The 20,903-nt window shown below is 72.8% G+C and carries 20 protein-coding genes; 15 read left to right on the top strand and 5 right to left on the bottom strand.

What is annotated here, in order from left to right; genetic code table 11:
• The first annotated feature begins 363 nt into the window (after nucleotides 1–363).
• The 3 genes from ACZ4Z1_RS17975 (at nucleotide 364) to ACZ4Z1_RS17965 (ending at nucleotide 4,276) form a co-directional block, all read left to right on the top strand.
• The gene (locus ACZ4Z1_RS17975) at nucleotides 364–2,271 is read left to right on the top strand and encodes a SpoIIE family protein phosphatase (protein ID WP_468487621.1); all 1,908 of its coding nucleotides are present in this window, start codon (nucleotides 364–366) and stop codon (nucleotides 2,269–2,271) included.
• Nucleotides 2,272–2,346: 75 nt separating this feature from the next.
• On the top strand, nucleotides 2,347–3,579 hold the full coding sequence (gene hemW / locus ACZ4Z1_RS17970; protein WP_468487554.1) for a radical SAM family heme chaperone HemW: 1,233 nt from the start codon (nucleotides 2,347–2,349) through the stop codon (nucleotides 3,577–3,579).
• Between the two features lie 106 nt (nucleotides 3,580–3,685).
• Nucleotides 3,686–4,276, top strand: coding sequence for a Uma2 family endonuclease (locus ACZ4Z1_RS17965; protein ID WP_468487553.1), 591 nt, complete (start codon nucleotides 3,686–3,688; stop codon nucleotides 4,274–4,276).
• 9 nt (nucleotides 4,277–4,285) lie between these two features.
• On the opposite strand, the gene ACZ4Z1_RS17960 is transcribed toward ACZ4Z1_RS17965, so the two are convergent.
• A complete protein-coding gene (locus tag ACZ4Z1_RS17960; RefSeq protein ID WP_468487552.1) occupies nucleotides 4,286–5,110 on the bottom strand; it encodes a DUF3097 domain-containing protein in 825 nt (274 codons plus the stop codon).
• A 28-nt stretch (nucleotides 5,111–5,138) separates the two neighbouring features.
• Nucleotides 5,139–5,873, bottom strand: coding sequence for an MBL fold metallo-hydrolase (locus ACZ4Z1_RS17955; protein ID WP_468487551.1), 735 nt, complete (start codon nucleotides 5,871–5,873; stop codon nucleotides 5,139–5,141).
• 251 nt (nucleotides 5,874–6,124) lie between these two features.
• Between ACZ4Z1_RS17955 and hrcA the strand changes: the two genes are divergently transcribed.
• The 4 genes from hrcA to ACZ4Z1_RS17935 all read left to right on the top strand — a co-directional run bounded on the left by hrcA (nucleotide 6,125) and on the right by ACZ4Z1_RS17935 (nucleotide 10,332).
• Nucleotides 6,125–7,141 carry a heat-inducible transcriptional repressor HrcA gene (gene hrcA / locus ACZ4Z1_RS17950; RefSeq protein WP_406521743.1) on the top strand — a complete coding sequence of 339 codons (1,017 nt, stop codon included), beginning with the start codon at nucleotides 6,125–6,127 and terminating at the stop codon, nucleotides 7,139–7,141.
• Nucleotides 7,142–8,275 (top strand): molecular chaperone DnaJ, encoded by a 1,134-nt coding sequence (dnaJ, locus tag ACZ4Z1_RS17945; protein ID WP_468487550.1) that lies wholly within the window; start codon nucleotides 7,142–7,144, stop codon nucleotides 8,273–8,275. It abuts the gene before it with no gap.
• Between the two features lie 165 nt (nucleotides 8,276–8,440).
• Nucleotides 8,441–9,592: a nitronate monooxygenase gene (locus tag ACZ4Z1_RS17940; RefSeq protein WP_468487549.1), complete on the top strand. Its 1,152-nt coding sequence runs from the start codon at nucleotides 8,441–8,443 to the stop codon at nucleotides 9,590–9,592.
• On the top strand, nucleotides 9,589–10,332 hold the full coding sequence (locus tag ACZ4Z1_RS17935) for a 16S rRNA (uracil(1498)-N(3))-methyltransferase (RefSeq protein ID WP_468487548.1): 744 nt from the start codon (nucleotides 9,589–9,591) through the stop codon (nucleotides 10,330–10,332). Before ACZ4Z1_RS17940 ends, ACZ4Z1_RS17935 begins: the two co-directional genes overlap by 4 nt.
• Before the next feature lie 81 nt (nucleotides 10,333–10,413).
• Here ACZ4Z1_RS17935 and ACZ4Z1_RS17930 read toward each other — a convergent pair whose 3' ends face one another.
• Nucleotides 10,414–10,842, bottom strand: a complete 429-nt coding sequence (locus ACZ4Z1_RS17930; protein WP_468487547.1) for an OsmC family protein — start codon at nucleotides 10,840–10,842, stop codon at nucleotides 10,414–10,416.
• Between the two features lie 150 nt (nucleotides 10,843–10,992).
• On the opposite strand from ACZ4Z1_RS17930, the gene ACZ4Z1_RS17925 reads away from it, so the two are divergent.
• The 3 genes from ACZ4Z1_RS17925 (at nucleotide 10,993) to ACZ4Z1_RS17915 (ending at nucleotide 13,259) form a co-directional block, all read left to right on the top strand.
• A complete protein-coding gene (locus tag ACZ4Z1_RS17925) occupies nucleotides 10,993–11,808 on the top strand; it encodes a hypothetical protein (protein WP_468487546.1) in 816 nt (271 codons plus the stop codon).
• 166 nt (nucleotides 11,809–11,974) lie between these two features.
• The gene (locus ACZ4Z1_RS17920; protein WP_468487545.1) at nucleotides 11,975–12,331 is read left to right on the top strand and encodes a histidine triad nucleotide-binding protein; all 357 of its coding nucleotides are present in this window, start codon (nucleotides 11,975–11,977) and stop codon (nucleotides 12,329–12,331) included.
• Between the two features lie 22 nt (nucleotides 12,332–12,353).
• Entirely contained in the window at nucleotides 12,354–13,259 is a 906-nt protein-coding gene (locus ACZ4Z1_RS17915) for a ribonuclease Z (RefSeq protein ID WP_468487544.1), read from the top strand.
• A 22-nt stretch (nucleotides 13,260–13,281) separates the two neighbouring features.
• Here ACZ4Z1_RS17915 and ACZ4Z1_RS17910 read toward each other — a convergent pair whose 3' ends face one another.
• Nucleotides 13,282–14,076, bottom strand: a complete 795-nt coding sequence (locus ACZ4Z1_RS17910; RefSeq protein WP_468487543.1) for an HAD family acid phosphatase — start codon at nucleotides 14,074–14,076, stop codon at nucleotides 13,282–13,284.
• A gap of 168 nt (nucleotides 14,077–14,244) precedes the next feature.
• Between ACZ4Z1_RS17910 and ACZ4Z1_RS17905 the strand changes: the two genes are divergently transcribed.
• From ACZ4Z1_RS17905 to ACZ4Z1_RS17890, 4 genes are all read left to right on the top strand, one after another.
• A complete protein-coding gene (locus ACZ4Z1_RS17905; RefSeq protein ID WP_468487542.1) occupies nucleotides 14,245–14,964 on the top strand; it encodes a flavin reductase family protein in 720 nt (239 codons plus the stop codon).
• Between the two features lie 34 nt (nucleotides 14,965–14,998).
• Nucleotides 14,999–16,342 (top strand): enolase C-terminal domain-like protein, encoded by a 1,344-nt coding sequence (locus ACZ4Z1_RS17900; protein WP_468487541.1) that lies wholly within the window; start codon nucleotides 14,999–15,001, stop codon nucleotides 16,340–16,342.
• A 95-nt stretch (nucleotides 16,343–16,437) separates the two neighbouring features.
• Nucleotides 16,438–17,523 carry an S-(hydroxymethyl)mycothiol dehydrogenase gene (locus ACZ4Z1_RS17895; protein WP_468487540.1) on the top strand — a complete coding sequence of 362 codons (1,086 nt, stop codon included), beginning with the start codon at nucleotides 16,438–16,440 and terminating at the stop codon, nucleotides 17,521–17,523.
• Nucleotides 17,523–18,161, top strand: a complete 639-nt coding sequence (locus ACZ4Z1_RS17890) for an MBL fold metallo-hydrolase (RefSeq protein ID WP_468487539.1) — start codon at nucleotides 17,523–17,525, stop codon at nucleotides 18,159–18,161. Before ACZ4Z1_RS17895 ends, ACZ4Z1_RS17890 begins: the two co-directional genes overlap by 1 nt.
• 13 nt (nucleotides 18,162–18,174) lie before the next feature.
• Here ACZ4Z1_RS17890 and ACZ4Z1_RS17885 read toward each other — a convergent pair whose 3' ends face one another.
• A complete protein-coding gene (locus tag ACZ4Z1_RS17885) occupies nucleotides 18,175–19,509 on the bottom strand; it encodes a family 4 glycosyl hydrolase (protein WP_468487538.1) in 1,335 nt (444 codons plus the stop codon).
• A 66-nt stretch (nucleotides 19,510–19,575) separates the two neighbouring features.
• On the opposite strand from ACZ4Z1_RS17885, the gene ACZ4Z1_RS17880 reads away from it, so the two are divergent.
• Nucleotides 19,576–20,790: a carbohydrate kinase family protein gene (locus ACZ4Z1_RS17880; protein ID WP_468487537.1), complete on the top strand. Its 1,215-nt coding sequence runs from the start codon at nucleotides 19,576–19,578 to the stop codon at nucleotides 20,788–20,790.
• Nucleotides 20,791–20,903: the final 113 nt, after the last annotated feature.

Raw genomic sequence — 20,903 nt, 5'->3', positions numbered from 1 at the left:
GTGACGGATGCGGCTGTGGTGGAGGAGGACACGGAGGGGAAAGAATCGGCCATTGGGGCGGACGGGGCCGAGGTGCCGGAACCGGCCGGGGTGCCGGGTCCAGTGCCTGCCGAGGCAGCGCCCGCGCCCGCCGGGGCCGCTCCCACTCCCGGCGGAACCGCCGCCCCCGCAGCGGCTCCCGCCCCACCCTCCGGACAGGCTCCCGGTCCGGGCCCTGACGCCGAGTCCGTACCCGCCGAGTCCGTACCCGCCGAACCGGAATCCGCCGGGCCCGCACCCGCCGCCACCCCCGACGAACAGGTCGGCGTCCGCCGGTCCAGCCTGCCCGGCACTCCACGTGCCGCCGCGGCCGCGCGCCAGTTCGTGCGGGCCGTTCTGGCCGACTGGTCGGCCCGGTCGCTGCCCGGTGCGGACACCATCGGCGACCGCCTCGTCGACGAGGCGGTCCTGCTGGTCAGCGAGCTGGTCACCAACGTCGTGGTGCACGCGGGGACCACCGTGGAACTCCTCTGCCGCCTGGAAACGGACACGACGGCGGGCAAGGAGACGAAGGCGGACACGGATGCGAAGGCGGCTGCGGAGGCGGCAGACACGGCAGGCACGGCCACGGATACGGACAGCGCGCGCCCCGCAGTCGTCATCGAGGTGTCCGACCACCACCCCGCACGCGCCGTACGGGCACGTCAGTCGGCCTCCCCGAACGAGAGCAGGGGCCACGGCCTGCAACTGGTCGGCGCGGTCGCCGAATCCTGGGGCATCACGTACCGGCGCGACCTGAAGACCGTGTGGTTCCGGCTCCTGGCCGGCTCGCGGCACCGCGGCTACGGGCCGCCGGCCCGGTTCTCCCACCACGACATGGAGCTGCAGCGCGGCCTGCGGGCCGCCGAACTGCTCGCCCCCGCGCCCGCCCGGCGCTCCCCGGCACGGCGGACCGACGCGGACTGGATCAACCACGGTGCCCTGTCCTTCCTCGCGGAGGCGTCCGACCTGCTGTCCGGGCAGCTCGACGAGGAGCAGGTGGCGCTGCTCGCCGCCCAGTTGGTCGTACCGCGCCTCGCCGACTGGTGCGCGGTCTGGCTGCACGGCGACGGCCGGGAGGGGACCGGCGAGACCCCGCGGCTCGCCCGCGTCTGGCACTCCAACGAGAGCCGTATCGACGCCCTGCGCATGGCCCTGGAGAAGGACCCGCCGGTCATGCCGGTGCCCGGCCCGCAGCGGGACGGCGCCGGGGCCGCGGTGCCCTGGCCCTGGCCGCAGGAGCCGAGCGGGTACGGGCCCGGCGGCGCCGCACTGGCCTGCCGGCTGGTGGCCGGCGGCCGCGACCACGGCACGCTGCTGATCGGGCGGGCCGGGCTGATGCGCTTCCCCGACGAGGTGGTGGCCCTCATGGAGGACCTGACCCGCCGGGTCGCCCGCGCCCTGGCCACGGCCCGCGCGTACCACGACCAGGAGCGGATCAGCCGGGTGCTCCAGCGCCGCCTGCTGCCCAGGGGGCGACCCGCAGTCCCGGGGCTGGAGTCCTCCGTGGTGTACGAGCCGCGCGAGGGAGCCTGGGCCGGCGGCGACTTCTGGGACCTGTTCGACGCCGGGAACGGGCGCTGGTGCTTCGCCCTCGGCGACGTGTGCGGCAGCGGCCCGGAAGCCGCGGCGGTCACCGGCCTGGCCCGCCCCGTACTGCGGCTGCTGGCCCGCGACGGGTTCGGCGTCGGCGAGGTGCTGGACCGGCTCAACAAGACCATGGCGCGCGAGGCCGCGGACTCGGTGGCCGCCGTCACGGCGGCGGTCGCGGCGGCGGGCAGCGGACTGGACCCCTCCGTCGAACTGCGCGCCGAGGCCGAGCAGACCCGCTTCCTCTCCCTCCTGTACGGCGAGATCGAGCCGCACGCCGACGGCACGGCGGGCGCCCGCTGCACCCTGGCCAGCGCCGGGCACCCGCTGCCGCTGGTCCTCGACACGGACGGTGCGGTACGGATCGCCGCCGCGCCGCAGATGCTGCTCGGGGTGGTGGAGGACACGTCGTACGAGACCGAGTCCTTCGAGCTGGCCCCCGGCGAGACGCTGCTGTGCGTCACGGACGGGGTGACGGAGCGGCGTTCGGGCCACCGCCAGTTCGACGACGATGACGGCCTGGCCCACCACCTCGCTGCCTGCACCGGCCTGGGCGCCACCGCGGTCGCCGAGCACATCCGGCGCGCGGTGCACGCGTTCGCGGGCACGCCGCCGGACGACGACCTGGCGCTGCTGGTGCTGCAGGCGACGGGGCGGCGGTAGCGGCCGGGGCCGCCCGTACCGGCCGCTCCCGGGGACAGGCTCCGGCCCCCCGCCCGATGCCGGACAATGGAAGACATGCCTTCCGCACTTCCCGACGGTGAGCCCATGCCCGAAGACGGGGCATTGCCCCGGCACGCCCTGACAGGGGCGGGCGCCCGGCCGCTCGGGTTCTACCTGCACGTGCCGTACTGCGCGACGCGCTGCGGCTACTGCGACTTCAACACGTACACGGCCACCGAGCTGCGCGGCTCCGGCGGCGCGCTCGCCTCGCGGGAGAACTACGCGGACACCGTCGCCGAGGAGATCCGGCTCGCCCGCAAGGTGCTCGGCGACGACCCCCGGCCGGTCGAGACGGTCTTCGTCGGCGGCGGCACGCCGACCCTGCTCCCGGCCGCCGGCCTCGGGCGGATGCTCGCCGCGATCCGGGACGAGTTCGGACTGGCGGACGGCGCGGAGATCACCACCGAGGCCAACCCGGAGTCCGTCGACCCGCGCTACCTCGCCGAGCTCCGGGAGGCCGGCTTCAACCGGGTCTCCTTCGGCATGCAGAGCGCCCGGCAGCACGTCCTGAAGATCCTGGACCGTACGCACACACCGGGCCGCCCCGAAGCGTGTGTCGCCGAGGCGCGCGCGGCGGGCTTCGAGCACGTCAACCTCGACCTGATCTACGGCACGCCCGGCGAGTCCGACGACGACTGGCGGGCCACGCTGGACGCGGCGCTCGGCGCGGCGCCCGACCACGTCTCCGCGTACGCGCTGATCGTCGAGGAGGGCACCCAGCTGGCCCGCCGGATCCGGCGGGGCGAGGTGCCGATGACCGACGACGACGTGCACGCGGACCGCTACCTGATCACCGAGGAGGCGATGTCCGCGGCCGGCTTCCAGTGGTACGAGGTCTCCAACTGGGCCACCTCGGACGCGGCCCGTTGCCGCCACAACGAGCTGTACTGGACCGGCGCGGACTGGTGGGGCGCGGGCCCGGGCGCGCACAGCCACGTCGGCGGCGTCCGCTGGTGGAACGTGAAGCACCCCGGTGCGTACGCGCAGGCACTCGGCGAGGGCCGCTCCCCGGGCGCGGGCCGCGAACGCCTCTCCGACGAGGACCGCCGCGTGGAACGCATCCTCCTGGAACTGCGCCTCGCGGCCGGCTGCCCGCTGGACATCCTTGCCCCGGCCGGCGCGAAAGCAGCCGCCCGCGCCCTGTCCGACGGCCTCCTGCAGCCCGGCCCGTACGAGGCGGGCCGCGCCGTCCTGACCCTGCGCGGACGTCTGCTGGCGGACGCGGTGGTGCGGGATCTGGTGGACTGATCACCCGGCGGGGTGAATCATGTGCTTTCCGCGCCGATCGCCCTACGCTGGTCCCCAGCCTGCTGTCGTACTCATGGGCGACGGCGTGAAGCGGAGGACCACGGAGATGACGGCTGTGGATGACCGACCGATTACTCACCCCCTCGTCACGTTCTTCGAGGACCTTGAGGTTCCCGAGGGATACAAGACGGAACTCCTGCGGGGGGAAATTGTGATGATGGCCGGGCCCGACGTGGTCCACAACCGGATCATCCAAAGTGTCCAGGACCAGATCCCGGGGGACAGCTGGGAGCGTCTGCAGACCCAGGACGTCAGCATCCTCGAAGAGGCCAGTGAGCCTCAGCCCGACCTCGTGGTCCTGGAGCTCGACGCCGGGCCGGAGTCCGGGCGGCTCATGCCGACCGAGGTGATCACCATGCTCGTCGAAGTCGTCTCCAAGACGAGCGTCGACCGTGACTACGGGATCAAGCGCAACATCTACGCAGCGGGAAAGATCCCCGCTTACCTGATCATCGACCCCATCATGGCTCACTGCGTCCTGCTCACCGAGCCCGCCGGCACCGGTGAGTATGCCGACTACGCTGTGCAGCGCCTCACCAAGTTCGGCGCTCCGGTGCCGTTGGACCTGCTCGGCGTCGAGCTGGACACCGGTAAGTTCCAGACCCTCCCCGACGCCAAACCCCACTCCCGCCCGTAACGAAGCCGATCAGGCACCCGTAACGAAGTCGATCAGCTCCTCCACCCGCCCCAGCAGCGCCGGCTCCAGGTCCTTGTAGGAGTGGACGTGGGAGAGGATGTGCTGCCACGCGGCCCCGGTGTTCTCCGGCCAGCCCAAAGCCCGGCACACGCCCGTCTTCCAGTCCTGGCCGCGGGGGACGGACGGCCAGGCCGGGATGCCGACCGAGGACGGCTTCACCGCTTCCCAGATGTCGATGTACGGGTGGCCGACGACCAGGACGTCCTGGCCGGTGACCGAGGCCGCGATGCGGGACTCCTTCGAGCCGGGTACGAGGTGGTCGACCAGGACGCCGAGCCGGGCGTCGGGGCCGGGGGAGAAGGAGCGGACGATGGCCGGGAGGTCGTCGACGCCCTCCAGGTACTCGACGACGACGCCTTCGATGCGCAGGTCGTCGCCCCAGACGCGTTCCACCAGCTCGGCGTCGTGACGCCCTTCCACGTAGATGCGCCCGGCGCGGGCGACGCGTGCGAGGGCGCCGGGGACGGCGAGTGAGCCGGACGCGGTGCGGGCCGGTCCGCGTGCGGCGGGGCGGGCGGCGGGCCGTACGAGGGTGACGGCCTTGCCGTCCAGGAGGAAGCCGCGCGGGGTCATCGGGAAGACCCGGTGCTTGCCGAAGCGGTCTTCGAGGGTGACGGTCGGGCCTTCGGCGGTCTTCTCGCAGCGGACGACCGCGCCGCAGAACCCGGTGACGGCTTCCTCGACGACCAGGTCCGGCTCCGCCTCGACCTCGGGTGCCGGCTGCTGCTTCTTCCACGGCGGGGTGAGGTCCGGACCGTACTGTCTGCTGCGCATCCGACAGACGATAGGAAGGGATGGACGGTCAGTGCCGCGACACGCCGAAGCGACGGCTCAGCGCGTCGCGTTGCTCACGGACGAATCGGGCATCCACGACAGCGCCGTGCCCGGGCACGTACACCGCGTCCTCCCCGCCGAGGGCCAGCAGCCGGTCCAGCGCGGCGGGCCACTGCCCGGGGAGCGCGTCCGGGCCGGCCTGTGGCTCGCCGGACTCCTCGACCAGGTCGCCGCAGAAGACGACCGCGGGCGAGCCGTGCGTGCCGGGGACCAGGACGACGAGGTCGTACGCGGTGTGGCCGGGGCCGACGTTGGCGAGCAGCACCTGCCGGTCGCCGAGGCCGACGGTGCGTTCGCCGGAGACGAGGTGGTGCGGGCGGACGAGGAGGTCGGCCGCCTCCGCCGCGGTGTCCGGGTCCACGCCGTACGACACCGCGTCGCGCCGCAGGTCGTCCTGGGCGCGCGGCAGGTACTCGTCGAGACCGGCCGCGCCGAACACCTCGACGCCGGCGAAGGCCGCGGTGCCCAGCACATGATCGAAGTGGGGGTGGGTCAGCGCGACGTGTGTCACGTTCCGTCCCGTGATGCCGCGCAGCTGCCGGCGCAGCTCGGCACCGTCGCGGATCGTCGCGCCGGTGTCGACGATCAGCACGCCGGCCGAGCCGACGACGGCGCCGGCCGTCTCGTCCCAGCCGGGCATCCGGCGGCGCCCGACGCCCGCGGCGAGCTGTTCCCACCCGGCCTCTTCCCAAGTCGTACGCATACCGAGACGCTAGCCGTATCGCGATAGCGTGGCCCGCCGGGCCGGGGATTCCCGGGCGCGCGCCGTGCCCGCGGTACGCCCTTCACGGGAGCGTGGAGCACGCCCCCGGTACCGCCGCCCTTGCCCTGCCCAGGTGGCCCGGCCGTACACTTGGTCAGGGTCTGGCACTCGGACCTGATGAGTGCCAGGGAAGACGACCCGGAAGAACCCGGCCGCGCGCCGGTGACACGGCCGGACTGGAGGTGTGCGCGATGCTCAGTGAACGCAGGCTCGAAGTGCTGCGCGCCATCGTCCAGGACTATGTCGGGACCGAGGAGCCGGTCGGCTCCAAGGCGCTGACCCAGCGGCACCAGCTCGGTGTCTCCCCCGCCACGGTCCGTAACGACATGGCGGCGCTGGAGGACGAGGGGTTCATCGCCCAGCCGCACACGAGCGCCGGACGCATTCCGACGGACAAGGGCTACCGCCTCTTCGTCGACAAGCTGGCCGGCGTCAAGCCGCTGTCCAGCCCCGAGCGGCGCGCCATCCAGAACTTCCTGGACGGCGCCGTCGACCTGGACGACGTCGTGGGCCGTACGGTGCGGCTGCTGGCGCAGCTGACGCGGCAGGTCGCCGTTGTGCAGTACCCGTCGCTGACCCGGTCCACGGTGCGGCACGTGGAGCTGCTGTCGCTGGCGCCGGCCCGGCTGATGCTGGTCCTGATCACGGACACCGGACGTGTCGAGCAGCGCATGGTGGACTGCCCGGCGCCGTTCGGCGAGACCTCCTTGGCGGACCTGCGGGCGCGGCTGAACAGCCGCGTGGTGGGGCGGCGGTTCACGGACGTGCCGCAGCTCGTGCAGGATCTCCCGGACTCCTTCGAGCAGGAGGACCGGGGCACGGTCTCGACAGTCCTGTCGGTGTTGCTGGAGACTCTGGTGGAGGAGACCGAGGAGCGGCTGATGATCGGCGGCACCGCCAATCTCACGCGCTTCGGGCACGATTTCCCACTGACCATCCGGCCGGTGCTGGAGGCCCTGGAGGAGCAGGTGGTGCTCCTCAAACTGCTCGGGGAGGCCAAGGACTCCGGCATGACCGTACGCATCGGGCATGAGAATGCTCATGAGGGCCTGACTTCCACATCGGTCGTCGCGGTCGGCTACGGTTCGGGCGACGAGGCAGTCGCCAAACTCGGCGTGGTCGGACCGACCCGCATGGACTACCCCGGAACGATGGGAGCGGTACGCGCAGTGGCACGTTACGTCGGACAGATCCTCGCGGAGTCGTAAGTGGCCACGGACTATTACGCGGTCCTGGGCGTGCGACGCGATGCCTCGCAGGACGAGATCAAGAAGGCTTTCCGGCGGCTGGCGCGCGAGCTGCACCCGGATGTGAACCCGGATCCGAAGACCCAGGAGCGGTTCAAGGAGATCAACGCCGCTTACGAGGTGCTGTCGGACCCGCAGAAGAAGCAGGTCTACGACCTCGGCGGCGACCCCCTCTCGCAGGCGGGCGGCGGCGGGGCCGGCGGCTTCGGCGCGGGCTTCGGCAACTTCTCCGACATCATGGACGCGTTCTTCGGCACGGCCTCGCAGCGCGGACCGCGGTCCCGCACGCGGCGCGGCCAGGACGCGATGATCCGGCTGGACGTCGAGCTGGACGAGGCGGCCTTCGGCACCACCAAGGACATCCAGGTGGACACCGCCGTCGTCTGTACGACCTGTTCGGGTGAGGGCGCGGCGCCGGGCACCTCGGCGCAGACCTGTGACATGTGCCGCGGCCGCGGTGAGGTCTCGCAGGTCACCCGGTCCTTCCTGGGCCAGGTCATGACGTCGCGGCCGTGCCCGCAGTGCCAGGGCTTCGGTACGGTCGTGCCGACCCCGTGCCCGGAGTGCGCCGGTGACGGCCGTATCCGCTCGCGCCGTACGCTCACCGTCAAGATCCCGGCCGGTGTGGACAACGGCACCCGCATCCAGCTCGCGGGCGAGGGCGAGGTCGGCCCCGGCGGCGGCCCGGCCGGCGACCTGTACGTGGAGATCCACGAACTGTCGCACCCGACGTTCCAGCGGCGCGGTGACGACCTGCACTGCACGGTCACCATTCCGATGACGGCGGCGGCGCTGGGCACCAAGTGCCCGCTGGAGACGCTGGACGGCGTGGAGGAGATCGACATCCGGCCCGGCACGCAGTCCGGCCAGTCGATCCCGCTGCACGGCCGCGGCGTCACCCACCTGCGTGGCAACGGGCGCGGTGACCTCATCGTGCACGTCGAGGTCATCACGCCGTCGAAGCTGGACGCGGAGCAGGAGGAACTGCTGCGACGCCTGGCGAAGCTGCGCGGCGAGGAACGCCCGCAGGGGCAGTTCCAGCCTGGGCAGCAGGGTCTTTTCTCGCGGCTGAAGGATGCGTTCAACGGGCGCTGACCCGTAGAGGTGCTGGATGAACGGCGGCCGGGCTCCCCAGCCCGGCCGCCGTTCGCCGTCTCCGTGCGCGTCTCTGCCCGAAGTGCCCTGATCGCCGGACGTGTTTGATCTTGGTGTGTCCGGGCCCGGTTCGGGCCCCCGCGCGCGGCGTGACACGATGTGGTCATGCCCACAGCGCTGACCGATCTCTGCCGCTATCCGATCGCGCAGGCCCCCATGGCAGGCGGCGTCGCCCGGCCGGAACTGGCCGCCGCCGTCTGCGGAGCCGGCGGGCTCGGATTCCTGGCCGCCGGGTACAAGACCGCGGACGGCATGTACCAGGAGATCAAACAGCTGCGCGGGCTCACCGACCGCCCCTTCGGCGTCAACCTCTTCATGCCGCAGCCGTCGCTCTCCGACAACGCGGCCGTCGAGGTCTACCGGGAGCAGCTCGCGGGCGAGTCGGCCTGGTACGAGACCCCGCTGGACGACATCGACCCGTACGGCGGCGTCGACGACGGGTACGAGGCGAAGCTCGCCATCCTGCGCGAGGACCCGGTGCCGGTCGTCTCGTTCCACTTCGGGTGTCCGTCCCGCGCCGTCCTCGACGGGTTCGCCAAGGTCGGTACGTACACGATCGTCACCGCCACCACGGCGGCCGAGGCGCAGGCCGCGCAGTGGTCCGGCGCCGACGCGGTGTGCGTGCAGGGCATCGAGGCCGGCGGCCACCAGGGCACCCACCGCGACGACCCGCAGGCCGACGGCACGGGTGCCGGGATCGGGCTGCTCGCGCTGATCGCGCAGGTCCGTGAGGCCGTGCAGATACCGATCATCGCGGCAGGCGGTCTGATGCGCGGCTCGCAGATCGCCGCGGTGCTGGCGGCGGGCGCGGCGATGGCGCAGCTCGGTACGGCGTTCCTGGTCACCCCGGAGTCCGGCGCCGACCCGCTGCACAAGCAGGCGATGACCAACCCTCTGTTCACGCGGACCGAGCTGACCAGGGCCTTCTCCGGGCGTCCGGCCCGCGGTCTGGTGAACCGTTTCCTGCGTGAGCACGGCCCGTACGCCCCGGCCGCCTACCCGGCCGTGCACCACCTCACCTCGGGCCTGCGCAAGGCCGCCGCCAGGACCGGCGACGCGCAGGGCATGGCCCTGTGGGCGGGGCAGGGGCACCGTATGGCGCGGCAGCTCCCGGCCGCGCAGCTGGTCGAGGTGCTGATGGCCGAACTGGACGCGGCGTGTGCCGGTTCGGCGCCGGGAGGCACGCACGGGCCCGCTCTGCCGGGCGGTTTTCCGGCCGGGCAGGAGACCCCGGGTGAGCTGGGAGGTGCGCTGTGACGGCGCCGGTGTTTCTGGTCGAGAGCGTCCCGGGCGCCGGGGAGACCGTGCTGGACGGGCCCGAGGGTCGGCACGCGGTGTCCGTACGGCGGCTGCGCGCGGGTGAACCGGTGGTGCTGACGGACGGGTACGGCAGCGGCGCGGTGGGTGTGGTGCGGGCCGCCGAGGGCAAGGACCGGCTCGTCGTCGAGGTGACCGGTAAGCAGACCGAGCCGGAGCCGGCGCCGCGTATCACCGTCGTCCAGGCGCTCCCCAAGGGCGACCGCGGCGAACTGGCCGTGGAGACCATGACGGAGACCGGCGTGGACGCCATCGTGCCGTGGGCCGCGTCCCGGTGCATCACGCAGTGGAAGGGCGAGCGGGCCGCGAAGTCCCTCGCCAAGTGGCGCAACACCGCCCGCGAGGCGGGCAAGCAGGCGCGCCGGCTGCGCTTCCCCGAGGTCACCGACCTGATGTCGACGAAGCAGGTCGCGGCGCTCCTCGCGGAGGCGGACTTCGCCGCCGTACTGCACGAGGACCGCGACGCGGGAAGCGCGCCGCTGGCCTCCGTCGAACTGCCGTCGAGCGGACGCATCGTGCTGGTGGTCGGCCCCGAAGGCGGCGTGTCGCCGGAGGAGTTGGCGGCCTTCGAGGAGGCGGGCGCCAAGGCGTACCGGCTCGGGTGGAGCGTGCTGCGGACGTCGACGGCGGGTACGGCGGCCACGGCGCTGCTGCTGGGGCGTACCGGGCGCTGGAGCTGACGCGGCGTCAGGAGCGGGAGTGGCGGCGGGGCCGCGGCGTGTGTGACGCCGCGGCACCGCCGTTCGCGCGTGGCGGCCGGTTCAGACCAGCTCGGCGTTCAGGGTGATGTTCTTGACGCCGGCCAGCGCCTGGCTCACCGGGCAGTTCTTCTTCGCGTCCTCGGCCGCGGCCTGGAAGTCCTCCTCGGACAGGCCGGGCACGCTGGCCTTGACGGTCAGCACGATGCCGGTGATGCCCTCGCCCGGCTGGAAGGTCACATCGGCCTTGGTGTCCAGCGCCGTGACGGTGTAGCCCTTGCCCGCGAGGCCGTGGGAGAAGGCCATCGAGTAGCAGGACGAGTGGGCCGCCGCGATCAGCTCCTCCGGGCTGGTGGTGCCGTTCGGCTGCTCGGCGCGGGCCGGCCAGTTCACGTCGAACGTGCCGATGTGGGAGGACGCGAGGCTGACCTGGCCCTTGCCCTCCAGCAGGTTGCCTTCCCAGTGGGTCTGTGCGGTGCGGGTGGTTGCCATGTGGATGACTCCTGGTCGTGAGGTGCCGGCGATCGGTGGTCCGTGCGTGGATCAGCTTAGTGACGGGTGGCGTCCAAGGGCCCGTACGGGCGCGCACAGTGGCCGAGCCGGGGCTGTCGGTCCGCCCGTGGCGGTGGCACGCTGCCGGGCATGGGGGCCACAGGGCGCGTACGAGACGTACGGCACGGGCGGGGACGGCCCGCGCGGACCGGCCGGTGCCGGTTCGCCGGAGCCCGGCGCGGGAGGCTGCTGGCGGTGGCGGGCGCCGTAGGGGCCGCGATCGTCGGGGTGACCGCCTGTGAGCCGGCCGGCGGGCTGAACACCTCGTCGGTCGCCGTCACCACCGACCAGGCGGGGACGCGGGCGCTGGAGCGCATCGGCGTGAACGTGAGCTGGCTGAGCTGTACGGCGACGCTCGAAGGCGACCAGCGGGCCACCGTCGACCCGACGGCCACCGCGCGGCGGAAGTCGGTCGCCATCGTCGACTGCCAGGGCCAGACCGCCCGGGGCAGCAAGATCACCATCAGCGGGCGGGTGACCTCCGAGGTCGACGGACGCTGCGTACGGGGCAATTTGACCGCGCGCGTCGCCGGGCAGGTCGTCTTCCGGGTGAGCGTGCTCGGCACCTGCGACGCGGACCGGCCGACCGGCACGTCACGGCCGACCGTCACCCGCACCGTCCAGCCGCCCAGCAGCGGCGACGCGTCCGACGACCCGCCGGACACACCGCCCGTCACGGTCACGGTGACGGCAACCGCGCCCGACCCGGACCCGGATCCCGATCCTGACCCGGATCCGTCTCCGAGCGACACCTGCTCGGACGGCTCGCACGACCACGACGGCCGGGGCGACGGCCACGGCGATCAGGGCGGCCGAGACGATCAGGGCGGGCAGGACGGCCACGACGGCCAGGGCGACGGCCACCAGAACGACGGCCGGCAGCACACCTGGGCAGCACACCGCTGACCCCGTCCCCCGCCCCTTTCCCCGGCCACCGCACCACCCCACCCGAGCGGCCCGGTAACATCCGGTCCGTAGACGTGATGGTGATGCGACACGGCGCGATACGGGCGGCCGGCTCCGGACGGACGGGCCGCCGCGTACCGGCCGGCGACCCGGGAGGAGCCCACCGGTGGCGGGAGAACCGCAGGCCGACTGCCTGTTCTGCAAGATCGTGGCAGGCGAGGTGCCCGCCACGATCGTGCGGGAGACCGAGACGACCCTCGCCTTCCGGGACATCAGCCCGCAGGCGCCGACGCACGTCCTGGTGATCCCCAAGGTGCACTACGCGAACGCCGGGGAACTGTCCGCCGCTGAGCCGCGGATCGCCGGTGAAGTGCTGAGCGAGGCCGCCGCCGTGGCCGCCGACGAGAAGGTCGACGCGACCGGCTACCGGATCATCTTCAACACCGGCCCGGGCGCCGGGCAGACGGTCTTCCACGCCCACGCGCACGTGCTGGGCGGCCGCGACCTCCAGCGCCTGGTCTGACCGGGGCAGGGGCCACCGCACCGTGTCCGTCCGCGAATTCGTCGTCCTCGGCACCGCCAGCCAGGTGCCCACCCGGCACCGCAACCACAACGGTTACGTGCTGCGCTGGGACGGCGAGGGCATCATGTTCGACCCCGGCGAGGGCACGCAGCGGCAGATGCTGCGCGCCGGCGTCGCCGCGCACGACCTCCACCGGATCTGCGTCACCCACTTCCACGGTGACCACTCGCTGGGGCTGGCCGGCGTCATCCAGCGCATCAACCTCGACCGGGTGCCGCATCCGGTCACCGCGCACTACCCGGCGAGCGGCCGGCGCTTCTTCGACCGGCTGCGGTACGCCACCGCCTACCGCGAGACGGTGCGGCTGGGGGAGGAGCCGGTGGCCGCGGACGGGGTGCTGGCCCGTACCCCGTCGTACGTCCTGGAGGCGCGCAAGCTCTCCCACCCGGTCGAGTCGTACGGCTACCGCCTGGTCGAGCCGGACGGACGCCGGATGCTGCCGGAGCGGCTCGCCGCGCACGGCATCGCCGGGCCGGACGTCGGCCGGCTCCAGCGCGACGGGGAGCTGAACGGCGTCACCCTCGACGACGTCAGCGAGGTCCGGCGGGGCCAGCGCTTCGCCTTCGTCATGGACACCCGGCTGTGCGACGGGGTGCACGCGCTCGCCGAGGGCTGTGACCTGCTCGTCATCGAGTCGACGTTCCTCGATGAGGACGTGCGGCTGGCCGCGGACCACGGGCACCTGACGGCAGGCCAGGCGGCGCGCGCCGCCGCCGACGCGGGCGTGCGCCACCTGGTTCTCACCCACTTCTCGCAGCGTTACCCGGACTCCGCGGAGTTCGAGCGCCAGGCCCGGGCGGCCGGTTTTGATGGCGAACTCACCATCGCCCGCGACCTGATGCGCGTCCCGGTGCCCAAGCGCGCCTGAGGGGACGTCCTGTCCCGTCGGGTCAGGGCAGGAAGTACATCGGGTTCGGCAGCTTGAACGTTTTGTCGCCGTAGCCGCCGTTCAGGTCGCTGTACTGGTCGCCGAAGTTGGCGACGATGTCGTAGCCCCGCGACTCGATGTGCTTGCGGGTGCCGGACTTGAACTCGACCGTCGAGCAGTTGGCGCCGCACGGCAGGTAGGCCGGCGGGTTCTTCTTGTCCTTGAGGTAGACGTGGGAGCGGTCGAGCGGGACGCGGTAGCCCACGTTCTTCAGGTTGCGCACGCTCCACTCGCGCTGCGCCTCCTTGCGGCCGGTGACGAAGAAGACCTCGTACCCCTTGCCGTGCGCCCAGTTGACGAGGCGGTCCATGCCGAAGACCGGCTTCATGTCGGTGCTCGCCAGGTACTTGTCCTGGGCCGCCTCGGTGTGGTGGAAGCCGACCTGGAGCTCGTAGTTGTACGTCAGCAGTGTGGTGTCGTCCATGTCCAGGACGATGGCTGGCTTCTTGCCGTGGTGGTGCTTGTCGGCGGCCTTGGCCAGGTAGCGCCGGGCCGAGTCGGTTATGCCGCGCACCTGCTTGGCGTAGTTGCTGTTCGGTGAGGCGTGGTGCTGCCCGTCCGCGGTCACCGTGTCGCCGTAGTACGCCTTGATCCGGTCCTGCACCTGGGTGAGGTTGGGGATCTCCTTGTCCGTACGCGGTACGGAGTGCTCGGCGGTGGCCTGACCGACGCCGAACGCCGCGGTGCCGGCGACGACCGCCGTGACGGCCGCGGCGCCGAGGCGGACACGGCGACGGGAGAGGACGGGGTGGCGCATGTGCTGCTCCTAGGTGAACCGGTGGGGGCCACCTAGGTTTAACAGAGCGTTTATCCGCTCATCTACGCGCGAAGATTCAACGGTTGGTAAAGGCTGGCCAGGGGGGCGGCTTCCGGCGTCCTGACGCTTCGGTCCGGGCCGAAACGACCGGCTCCTAGGCTCCCCGCCATGAACACAGCAACGACCGGCACCGTGCCCACCGGGGCGGCCGCCACCCACCTGGAGATCTCGCCGAGCGTCCTGTACTTCGGGACGCCCGTACTCCTCCTGTCCACGGAGAACCAGAACGGCTCGTTCAACCTCGCCCCCGTCTCCTCCGCCTGGGCACTCGGCCGGACGATCGTGCTGGGCCTGGGCCGGGAAGGGCAGACCGCGGTCAACCTCGGCAGCCGCCCTGACCTGGTGCTCAGCCTGCCGGGCCCAGGACTGTGGCCCGCGGTGGAACGGCTGGCGCCGCTCACCGGCCGGCATCCGGTGCCGCCGGGCAAGCCCGACGGCTGCCGGTACGAGCCGGACAAGTTCGGCGCGGCCGGGCTGACCGGTGTGCCGTCCGACCTGGTGCGGCCGCCGCGCGTCGCCGAGTGCCCGCTCCAGCTGGAGGCGCGCGCCGGGCGGGTGCGGCCGGACGTCTCCGGTGACTTCGTCATCGTCGAGACCGCCGTGTGCAAGGTCCACGCCGATTCCCGCATCGTCGTACCCGGCACCGACCACATCGATCCCGCCGCCTGGAGCCCGCTCGTCTACAACTTCCGGCACTACTTCGGGCTCGGGCCGGAACTCGGCCAGTCGTACCGGACCCGGACGCCGCGGCGCGGTGCCGGACCCGCGCCCGTCGCGGCTTCGGCCAACTCGCCAACGGTGCGCACGACTTCCGCGGGCGCCCATTGACGCCTCTCGCCCCGCCTCCCTACTCTCCGTCCCCATGGACGGATCGCGTCTACATACACAGACAGGGCGGGGTTCGGGGGCGCCGGCCCCCACCACCATCACCGCCATCCGCCTCACCCCCGTCCTCGTCGCCGACCCGCCCCTGCTGAACACCCAGGGTGTCCACCAGCCCTACACCCCCCGCCTGATCGTCGAAGTGAGCACGGCGGGCGGTGCGACCGGTCTCGGCGAGACGTACGGCGACACGAAGTACCTCGACCTCGCACGCCCCCTGGCCGACGCGCTGATCGGCCGCCCGGTCACGGACCTGAACGTACTGCCACGGCTCGCGGCCGAGGCGTGCGGCGACTCCCCGGCGGCCACCGGGGCCGGAGAGGTCACCGCGGGCGGCCTGCGCGGTGTGCAGACCGCCGACAAACTGCGGCTGTCCGTCCTCTCCGGCTTCGAGGTCGCCTGCCTGGACGCCTGGGGGCGGCTCGCCGGCCTGCCGGTCCACGCCCTGCTCGGCGGCAAGGTCCGCGACCGCGTCGACTACAGCGCGTACCTCTTCCACCGCTGGGCCGCGCACCCCGGCGGCCGCGGTGCGCCCGACGACTGGGGCGCGGCCCTCGACCCGCCCGGCATCGTCGCCCAGGCCCGCCGCTTCCGCGACACGTACGGCTTCCGCTCCTTCAAGCTCAAGGGCGGCGTCTTCGAACCCGCGGAGGAGATCGCCGCCATACGGGCCCTGGCCGCCGCCTTCCCCGGCCACCCGCTGCGCCTGGACCCGAACGGCGCCTGGAGCGTCCCGACTTCCCTGAAGGCCGCCCACGAGCTCCAGGACGTCCTCGAATACCTGGAGGACCCCACCAGCACCACCGCCCACATGGCCGAGGTCGCCTCCCGCACGGATCTCCCGCTCGCCACGAACATGTGCGTGACCACCTTCGCCGAGGTCCGCGAGGCGTTCACCCGCGACGCCGTCCAGGTCGTCCTCTCCGACCACCACTACTGGGGCGGTCTGCGCAACACCCGCGAACTTGCCGCGATCTGCCGGGCGTTCGGTGTCGGCCTGTCCATGCACTCCAACACCCACCTGGGCATCAGCCTCGCCGCGATGACCCACGTCGCCGCGACCGTTCCCGATCTGCGGTACGCCTGCGACACCCACTACCCCTGGCAGACGGAGGACGTCCTGACCGAACGCCTCGCCTTCACGGACGGCGCGCTGCCGGTGTCCGACGCCCCGGGCCTCGGCGTCACGCTCGACCGCGGGCGCCTGGCGGCCCTCCACGCGCGCTGGCTGGCCGACGACGGCACCTACCACGACCGTGACGACGCGGCGGCGATGCGGGCCGCCGACCCGGAGTGGGTCACGCCCCGGGTGCCACGGTGGTGAGCGGCGTGTCCCGGCCGTCGACGGGCCGGCACTTCCGCCGCCCGGGACGCGTACCGTATTCATCCCGTACGTGATCTTTGGAGGGAGCTGTCCCGATGGCACAGGAAGTGCGTGGCGTCATCGCACCGGGGAAGAACGAGCCGGTGCGGCTGGAGACGATCCTGGTGCCGGATCCCGGGCCGGGAGAGGCCGTGGTGAAGGTGCAGGCGTGCGGGGTGTGCCACACGGACCTGCACTACAAGCAGGGCGGCATCAACGACGAGTTCCCGTTCCTGCTCGGGCACGAGGCGTCGGGCGTCGTCGAGGCCGTGGGGGAGGGCGTGACCGACGTCCGGCCCGGGGACTTCGTGATCCTGAACTGGCGCGCGGTGTGCGGCACGTGCCGGGCCTGCAAGCGGGGCCGGCCGCAGTACTGCTTCGACACCCACAACGCACGGCAGAAGATGACGCTGAAGGACGGCACCGAGCTGACGCCCGCCCTCGGTATCGGCGCGTTCGCGGACAAGACGCTGGTCGCGGCGGGACAGTGCACCAAGGTCGACCCCGAGGTGTCCCCGGCCGTGGCCGGGCTGCTGGGCTGCGGCGTGATGGCCGGCATCGGCGCCGCCGTCAACACGGGCGCGGTGGGCCGCGGTGACACCGTCGCGGTGATCGGCTGCGGCGGTGTGGGGGACGCGGCGATCGTCGGTGCCCGGCTGGCCGGCGCGGCGCGGATCATCGCGGTGGACGTGGAGGACCGCAAGCTCTCCACGGCCAAGACGATGGGCGCCACCCACACCGTGAACTCGCGCGCCGCCGACCCGGTCGAGGCGATCCGCGAGCTGACCGGCGGCTTCGGCGCCGACGTGGTGATCGACGCGGTGGGCCGCCCGGAGACCTACCGGCAGGCATTCTACGCCCGTGACCTGGCCGGCACGGTGGTCCTGGTCGGCGTGCCGACGCCGGAGATGAAGCTGGAGCTGCCGCTGCTGGACGTGTTCGGCCGGGGCGGCGCGCTCAAGTCGTCCTGGTACGGCGACTGCCTGCCGTCCCGTGACTTCCCGATGCTGGTCGACCTGCACCAGCAGGGCCGGATCGACCTGGCGGGCTTCGTCACGGAGACGATCGGCATCGACGGTGTCGAGCAGGCCTTCGAGCGGATGCACCAGGGCGACGTGCTGCGTTCGGTGGTGACGCTCTGATGGCGGCCCGCATCGACCACCTGGTCACCTCCGGCACGTTCGCGCTCGACGGCGGTACGTGGGACGTGGACAACAACGTGTGGATCGTCGGCGACGCCACCGAGGCCGTCGTCATCGACGCCGCGCACGACGCCGACGCGATCCTCGCGGCGCTCGACGGCCGTACGCTGCGCGCGATCATCTGCACCCACGCGCACAACGACCACATCGACGCCGCCCCGGCGCTCGCCGCCCGTACCGGCGCCCCTGTCCACCTGCACCCGGACGACCTGCCGCTGTGGAAGCAGACCCACCCGGACCGGGCGCCGGAGGAGGCGCTGGCCGACGGTCAGGTGCTCACCGTCGGCGGCGTCGACCTGACCGTGCTGCACACCCCCGGCCACGCGCCGGGCGCGGTCTGCCTGTACGCGCCGGACCTGGGGGAACACGGCACGGTCTTCACCGGCGACACCCTCTTCCAGGGCGGTCCCGGAGCCACCGGCCGGTCGTTCTCCGACTTCCCGACCATCGTCGCATCGATCCGGGAGCGGCTGCTGACGCTGCCCCCGGAGACCGAGGTCCGTACCGGGCACGGCGACGGCACCACGATCGGCGCCGAGGCGCCGCACCTGGAGGAGTGGCTGAAGCGGGGGCACTGAGCCTCTGAGGACGTCAGAGCGTGGCCGCCCGCTCCAGGATGCGGGCGGCCACCGCCGACGAGTCCACCAGCGGATGCAGCGCCATCGCGCGCAGCGCCGCGTCCCGGTCCTTGAACTCCGCCGCCTCGATCGTCGCCAGTTCGACGGCCTTGAGCTGGAGCATCAGGCCGAGCTGGTCCTCGCGCAGGGGCGCGCACGGCAGCGGCCGCGCGCCCTGCGCGTCCACCTCGCACACCGTCTCGATGATCGCCTCGGGCGCGAGCTGCGGCACGGCCGTACCGTTGCGTACGTTCAGGATGAGGCGCGCGTGCCGGTCGCCCGCGACGGCGCGCATGACGGCCAGTGCCACCTGGTCGTATCCGCCGCCCTCCAGGTCGCAGGTGTCACGCTGCCAGCCGCCGGACGCCTCCCGGCTGTCGGCCATGTACGTCTCCTCGCGTTCCCGCAAGGTGCGGTCCCAGAGCGCGTACGCCTCCTCGGCGGAGACGCCGGACGCCGCTTGGAAGAAGCCGCCCTGCTGCTGGTCCAGGAACTCCCCGCGGGTCTCGGACGCGTTCCGCACAGAGGCGAGCGTCTCGCGGCGGAAGTAGTAATAGTGCAGGTACTCGTTGGGGATGGAGCCCAGCGCGCGCAGCCAGCCGGCGCCGAAGAGCTTGCCCTCCTCGAAGGAGGTGAGCGCGTCCGGATCGGACAGCAGGGGCCCCAGCAGGTCCGTACCGTCCTCGGCGGTCAAGGAGCGCAGCCAGCCGAGGTGGTTGAGGCCGGTGTAGTCGTACGTCACCCGGTCCGGATCGGCGCCCGCCGCCCGCGCGGCGCGCCGCACCAGCCCGACCGGCGAGTCACAGATGCCGATCACCCGCTCGCCCAGCACCTGCGCCATCGCCTCGGTGACGATCCCGGCAGGATTGGTGAAGTTGACGACCCAGGCGTCCGGCGCGAGCGCCGCCACCCGCTCGGCGATACGCAGCGCGACGGGCACCGTGCGCAGCCCGTACAGCACACCGCCCGCGCCCACCGTCTCCTGGCCCAGCACCCCCGCGTCCAGCGGAATCCGCTCGTCCGCGATGCGGCCCGCGGTGCCGCCGACACGGATCGCGGAGAAGACGAAGTCGGTGCCGCGCAGCGCGTCGTCGAGCGAGTCGGCGATCCGTACACGGACCGGGGACGGCTTCCCCGGACCGGTCCGCATCTCGGCCTGGCGGGTGAGTACGGAGGAGATCACGGCCACCCGCCGCGGGTCGGTGTCGTACAGGGTCACTTCGGTGACGGCCTGCGCGGGATCGTCCAGCAGCGCGCGGTGCACGAGCGGTACCCGGAAACCCCCGCCGCCCAAAATCGTGAGCCTCATGGGCCGGAACGTACCGCAGCGTCGGGCAGACTGGCGTCACGCGCACGGACGAGAGGGGCAGGCACGGTGAGCGCACACGATGTCCAGCGGACCACCGGCAGCGGTCCGGTCAGCCACGTCCCGCCGGGCCCCGCGCCCGCGCTCGACCCGCTGGCCGCCGTACGGACCGGCGACGACCCGGCCACCGACGTCTACCTCACCGGCACGGTCTTCCTGGACATCATCTTCACCGGCCTGGACTCCGCTCCCGTACGCGGTACGGAGTCCTGGGCGCGCGGCATGGGCTCCAGCCCCGGCGGCGTCGCCAACATGGCCACCGCGCTGGCCCGCCTGGGCCTGCGCACCTCGCTCGCCGCGGCCTTCGGCGACGACATGTACGGCGAGTACTGCTGGGAGGCGCTGGAGCGCGGCGAGCACGTCGACCTGTCGCTGTCGCGCACCGTCGCGGGCTGGCACTCACCGGTCACCGTCTCCATGGCGTACGAGGGCGAGCGCACGATGGTCTCGCACGGCCACGAAGCGCCCAGCGGCCCCGCCCGCACCGCCTTCGACGGCAAGCACGCGCCGGGCTGCCCGCCGCCGTCGCGGGCCTGCGTCGCCTCGCTGGAGCCGGGCCGCCCCGAGGGCTGGCTCGGCTGCGCGGCCCACCGCGGCAGCCGCATCTTCGCGGACGTGGGCTGGGACGACTCCGGCCGCTGGGACCCGGCCGACCTCGCCGAGCTGGAGCACTGCGAGGCCTTCCTGCCCAATGCGGAGGAGGCGATGCGCTACACCCGTCTGGACTGCCCGCGCGCCGCCGCCCGCAAGCTGGCCGACCGGGTGCCGATCGCCGTGGTCACACTGGGTGCCGAGGGCGCGTACGCGGTGGACGGGCGGACCGGCGAGACCGCCGAGGTGCCCGCCATCGCGGTGGAGGCCATGGACCCGACCGGCGCGGGCGACGTCTTCGTGGCGGGCTTCGTCACCGGCTCGCTGGCCGGCTGGCCGCTGGCCGACCGGCTCGCCTTCGCGGGGCTGACCGCCGCGCTGTCCGTCCAGGAATTCGGTGGCTCGCTGTCCGCGCCGGGCTGGGTGGAGATCGCGGCCTGGTGGCGGCGGGTCGTCGAGGCGGAGGCGTACGGACGGCCATCGGACGGCGGCGCCGCGTCGTCGGCCTGCGCCCGGGACGCGGCCGCGCTGCGCCGCCGGTACGCCTTCCTGGACGCGCTGCTGCCCACCGCCGACCGCACCTGGCCGCTGGCCCGCGCCCTGCCGACGCTCGGGTTCCGCCGCCCCGCCTGAAACTTTCCGCGGGACACCCCCGCGTGACAGCCCCCCGCGTGAACATCCGGACACGCGCGGGACACGCGGCCGTGAGCGCCCCGTCACCGGAGGAACACAGGAACAGCAGAGCG

It is taken from the genome of Streptomyces sp. NPDC030165, assembly GCF_055573595.1.
This window is presented reverse-complemented; position numbering and strand designations above follow the sequence as displayed.

What these genes read in the sequence shown, in the direction of transcription:
- ACZ4Z1_RS17940 (WP_468487549.1), top strand. Translation starts at nt 8,441, where the DNA reads ATGCCCACAGCGCTGACCGATCTCTGCCGCTATCCGATCGCGCAGGCC.
- ACZ4Z1_RS17955 (WP_468487551.1), bottom strand. Translation starts at nt 5,873, where the DNA reads ATGCGTACGACTTGGGAAGAGGCCGGGTGGGAACAGCTCGCCGCGGGC.
- ACZ4Z1_RS17910 (WP_468487543.1), bottom strand. Translation starts at nt 14,076, where the DNA reads ATGCGCCACCCCGTCCTCTCCCGTCGCCGTGTCCGCCTCGGCGCCGCG.
- ACZ4Z1_RS17905 (WP_468487542.1), top strand. Translation starts at nt 14,245, where the DNA reads ATGAACACAGCAACGACCGGCACCGTGCCCACCGGGGCGGCCGCCACC.
- ACZ4Z1_RS17900 (WP_468487541.1), top strand. Translation starts at nt 14,999, where the DNA reads ATGGACGGATCGCGTCTACATACACAGACAGGGCGGGGTTCGGGGGCG.
- ACZ4Z1_RS17930 (WP_468487547.1), bottom strand. Translation starts at nt 10,842, where the DNA reads ATGGCAACCACCCGCACCGCACAGACCCACTGGGAAGGCAACCTGCTG.
- hrcA (WP_406521743.1), top strand. Translation starts at nt 6,125, where the DNA reads ATGCTCAGTGAACGCAGGCTCGAAGTGCTGCGCGCCATCGTCCAGGAC.
- ACZ4Z1_RS17960 (WP_468487552.1), bottom strand. Translation starts at nt 5,110, where the DNA reads ATGCGCAGCAGACAGTACGGTCCGGACCTCACCCCGCCGTGGAAGAAG.
- ACZ4Z1_RS17925 (WP_468487546.1), top strand. Translation starts at nt 10,993, where the DNA reads ATGGGGGCCACAGGGCGCGTACGAGACGTACGGCACGGGCGGGGACGG.
- hemW (WP_468487554.1), top strand. Translation starts at nt 2,347, where the DNA reads ATGCCTTCCGCACTTCCCGACGGTGAGCCCATGCCCGAAGACGGGGCA.
- ACZ4Z1_RS17885 (WP_468487538.1), bottom strand. Translation starts at nt 19,509, where the DNA reads ATGAGGCTCACGATTTTGGGCGGCGGGGGTTTCCGGGTACCGCTCGTG.
- ACZ4Z1_RS17965 (WP_468487553.1), top strand. Translation starts at nt 3,686, where the DNA reads ATGACGGCTGTGGATGACCGACCGATTACTCACCCCCTCGTCACGTTC.
- ACZ4Z1_RS17895 (WP_468487540.1), top strand. Translation starts at nt 16,438, where the DNA reads ATGGCACAGGAAGTGCGTGGCGTCATCGCACCGGGGAAGAACGAGCCG.
- ACZ4Z1_RS17890 (WP_468487539.1), top strand. Translation starts at nt 17,523, where the DNA reads ATGGCGGCCCGCATCGACCACCTGGTCACCTCCGGCACGTTCGCGCTC.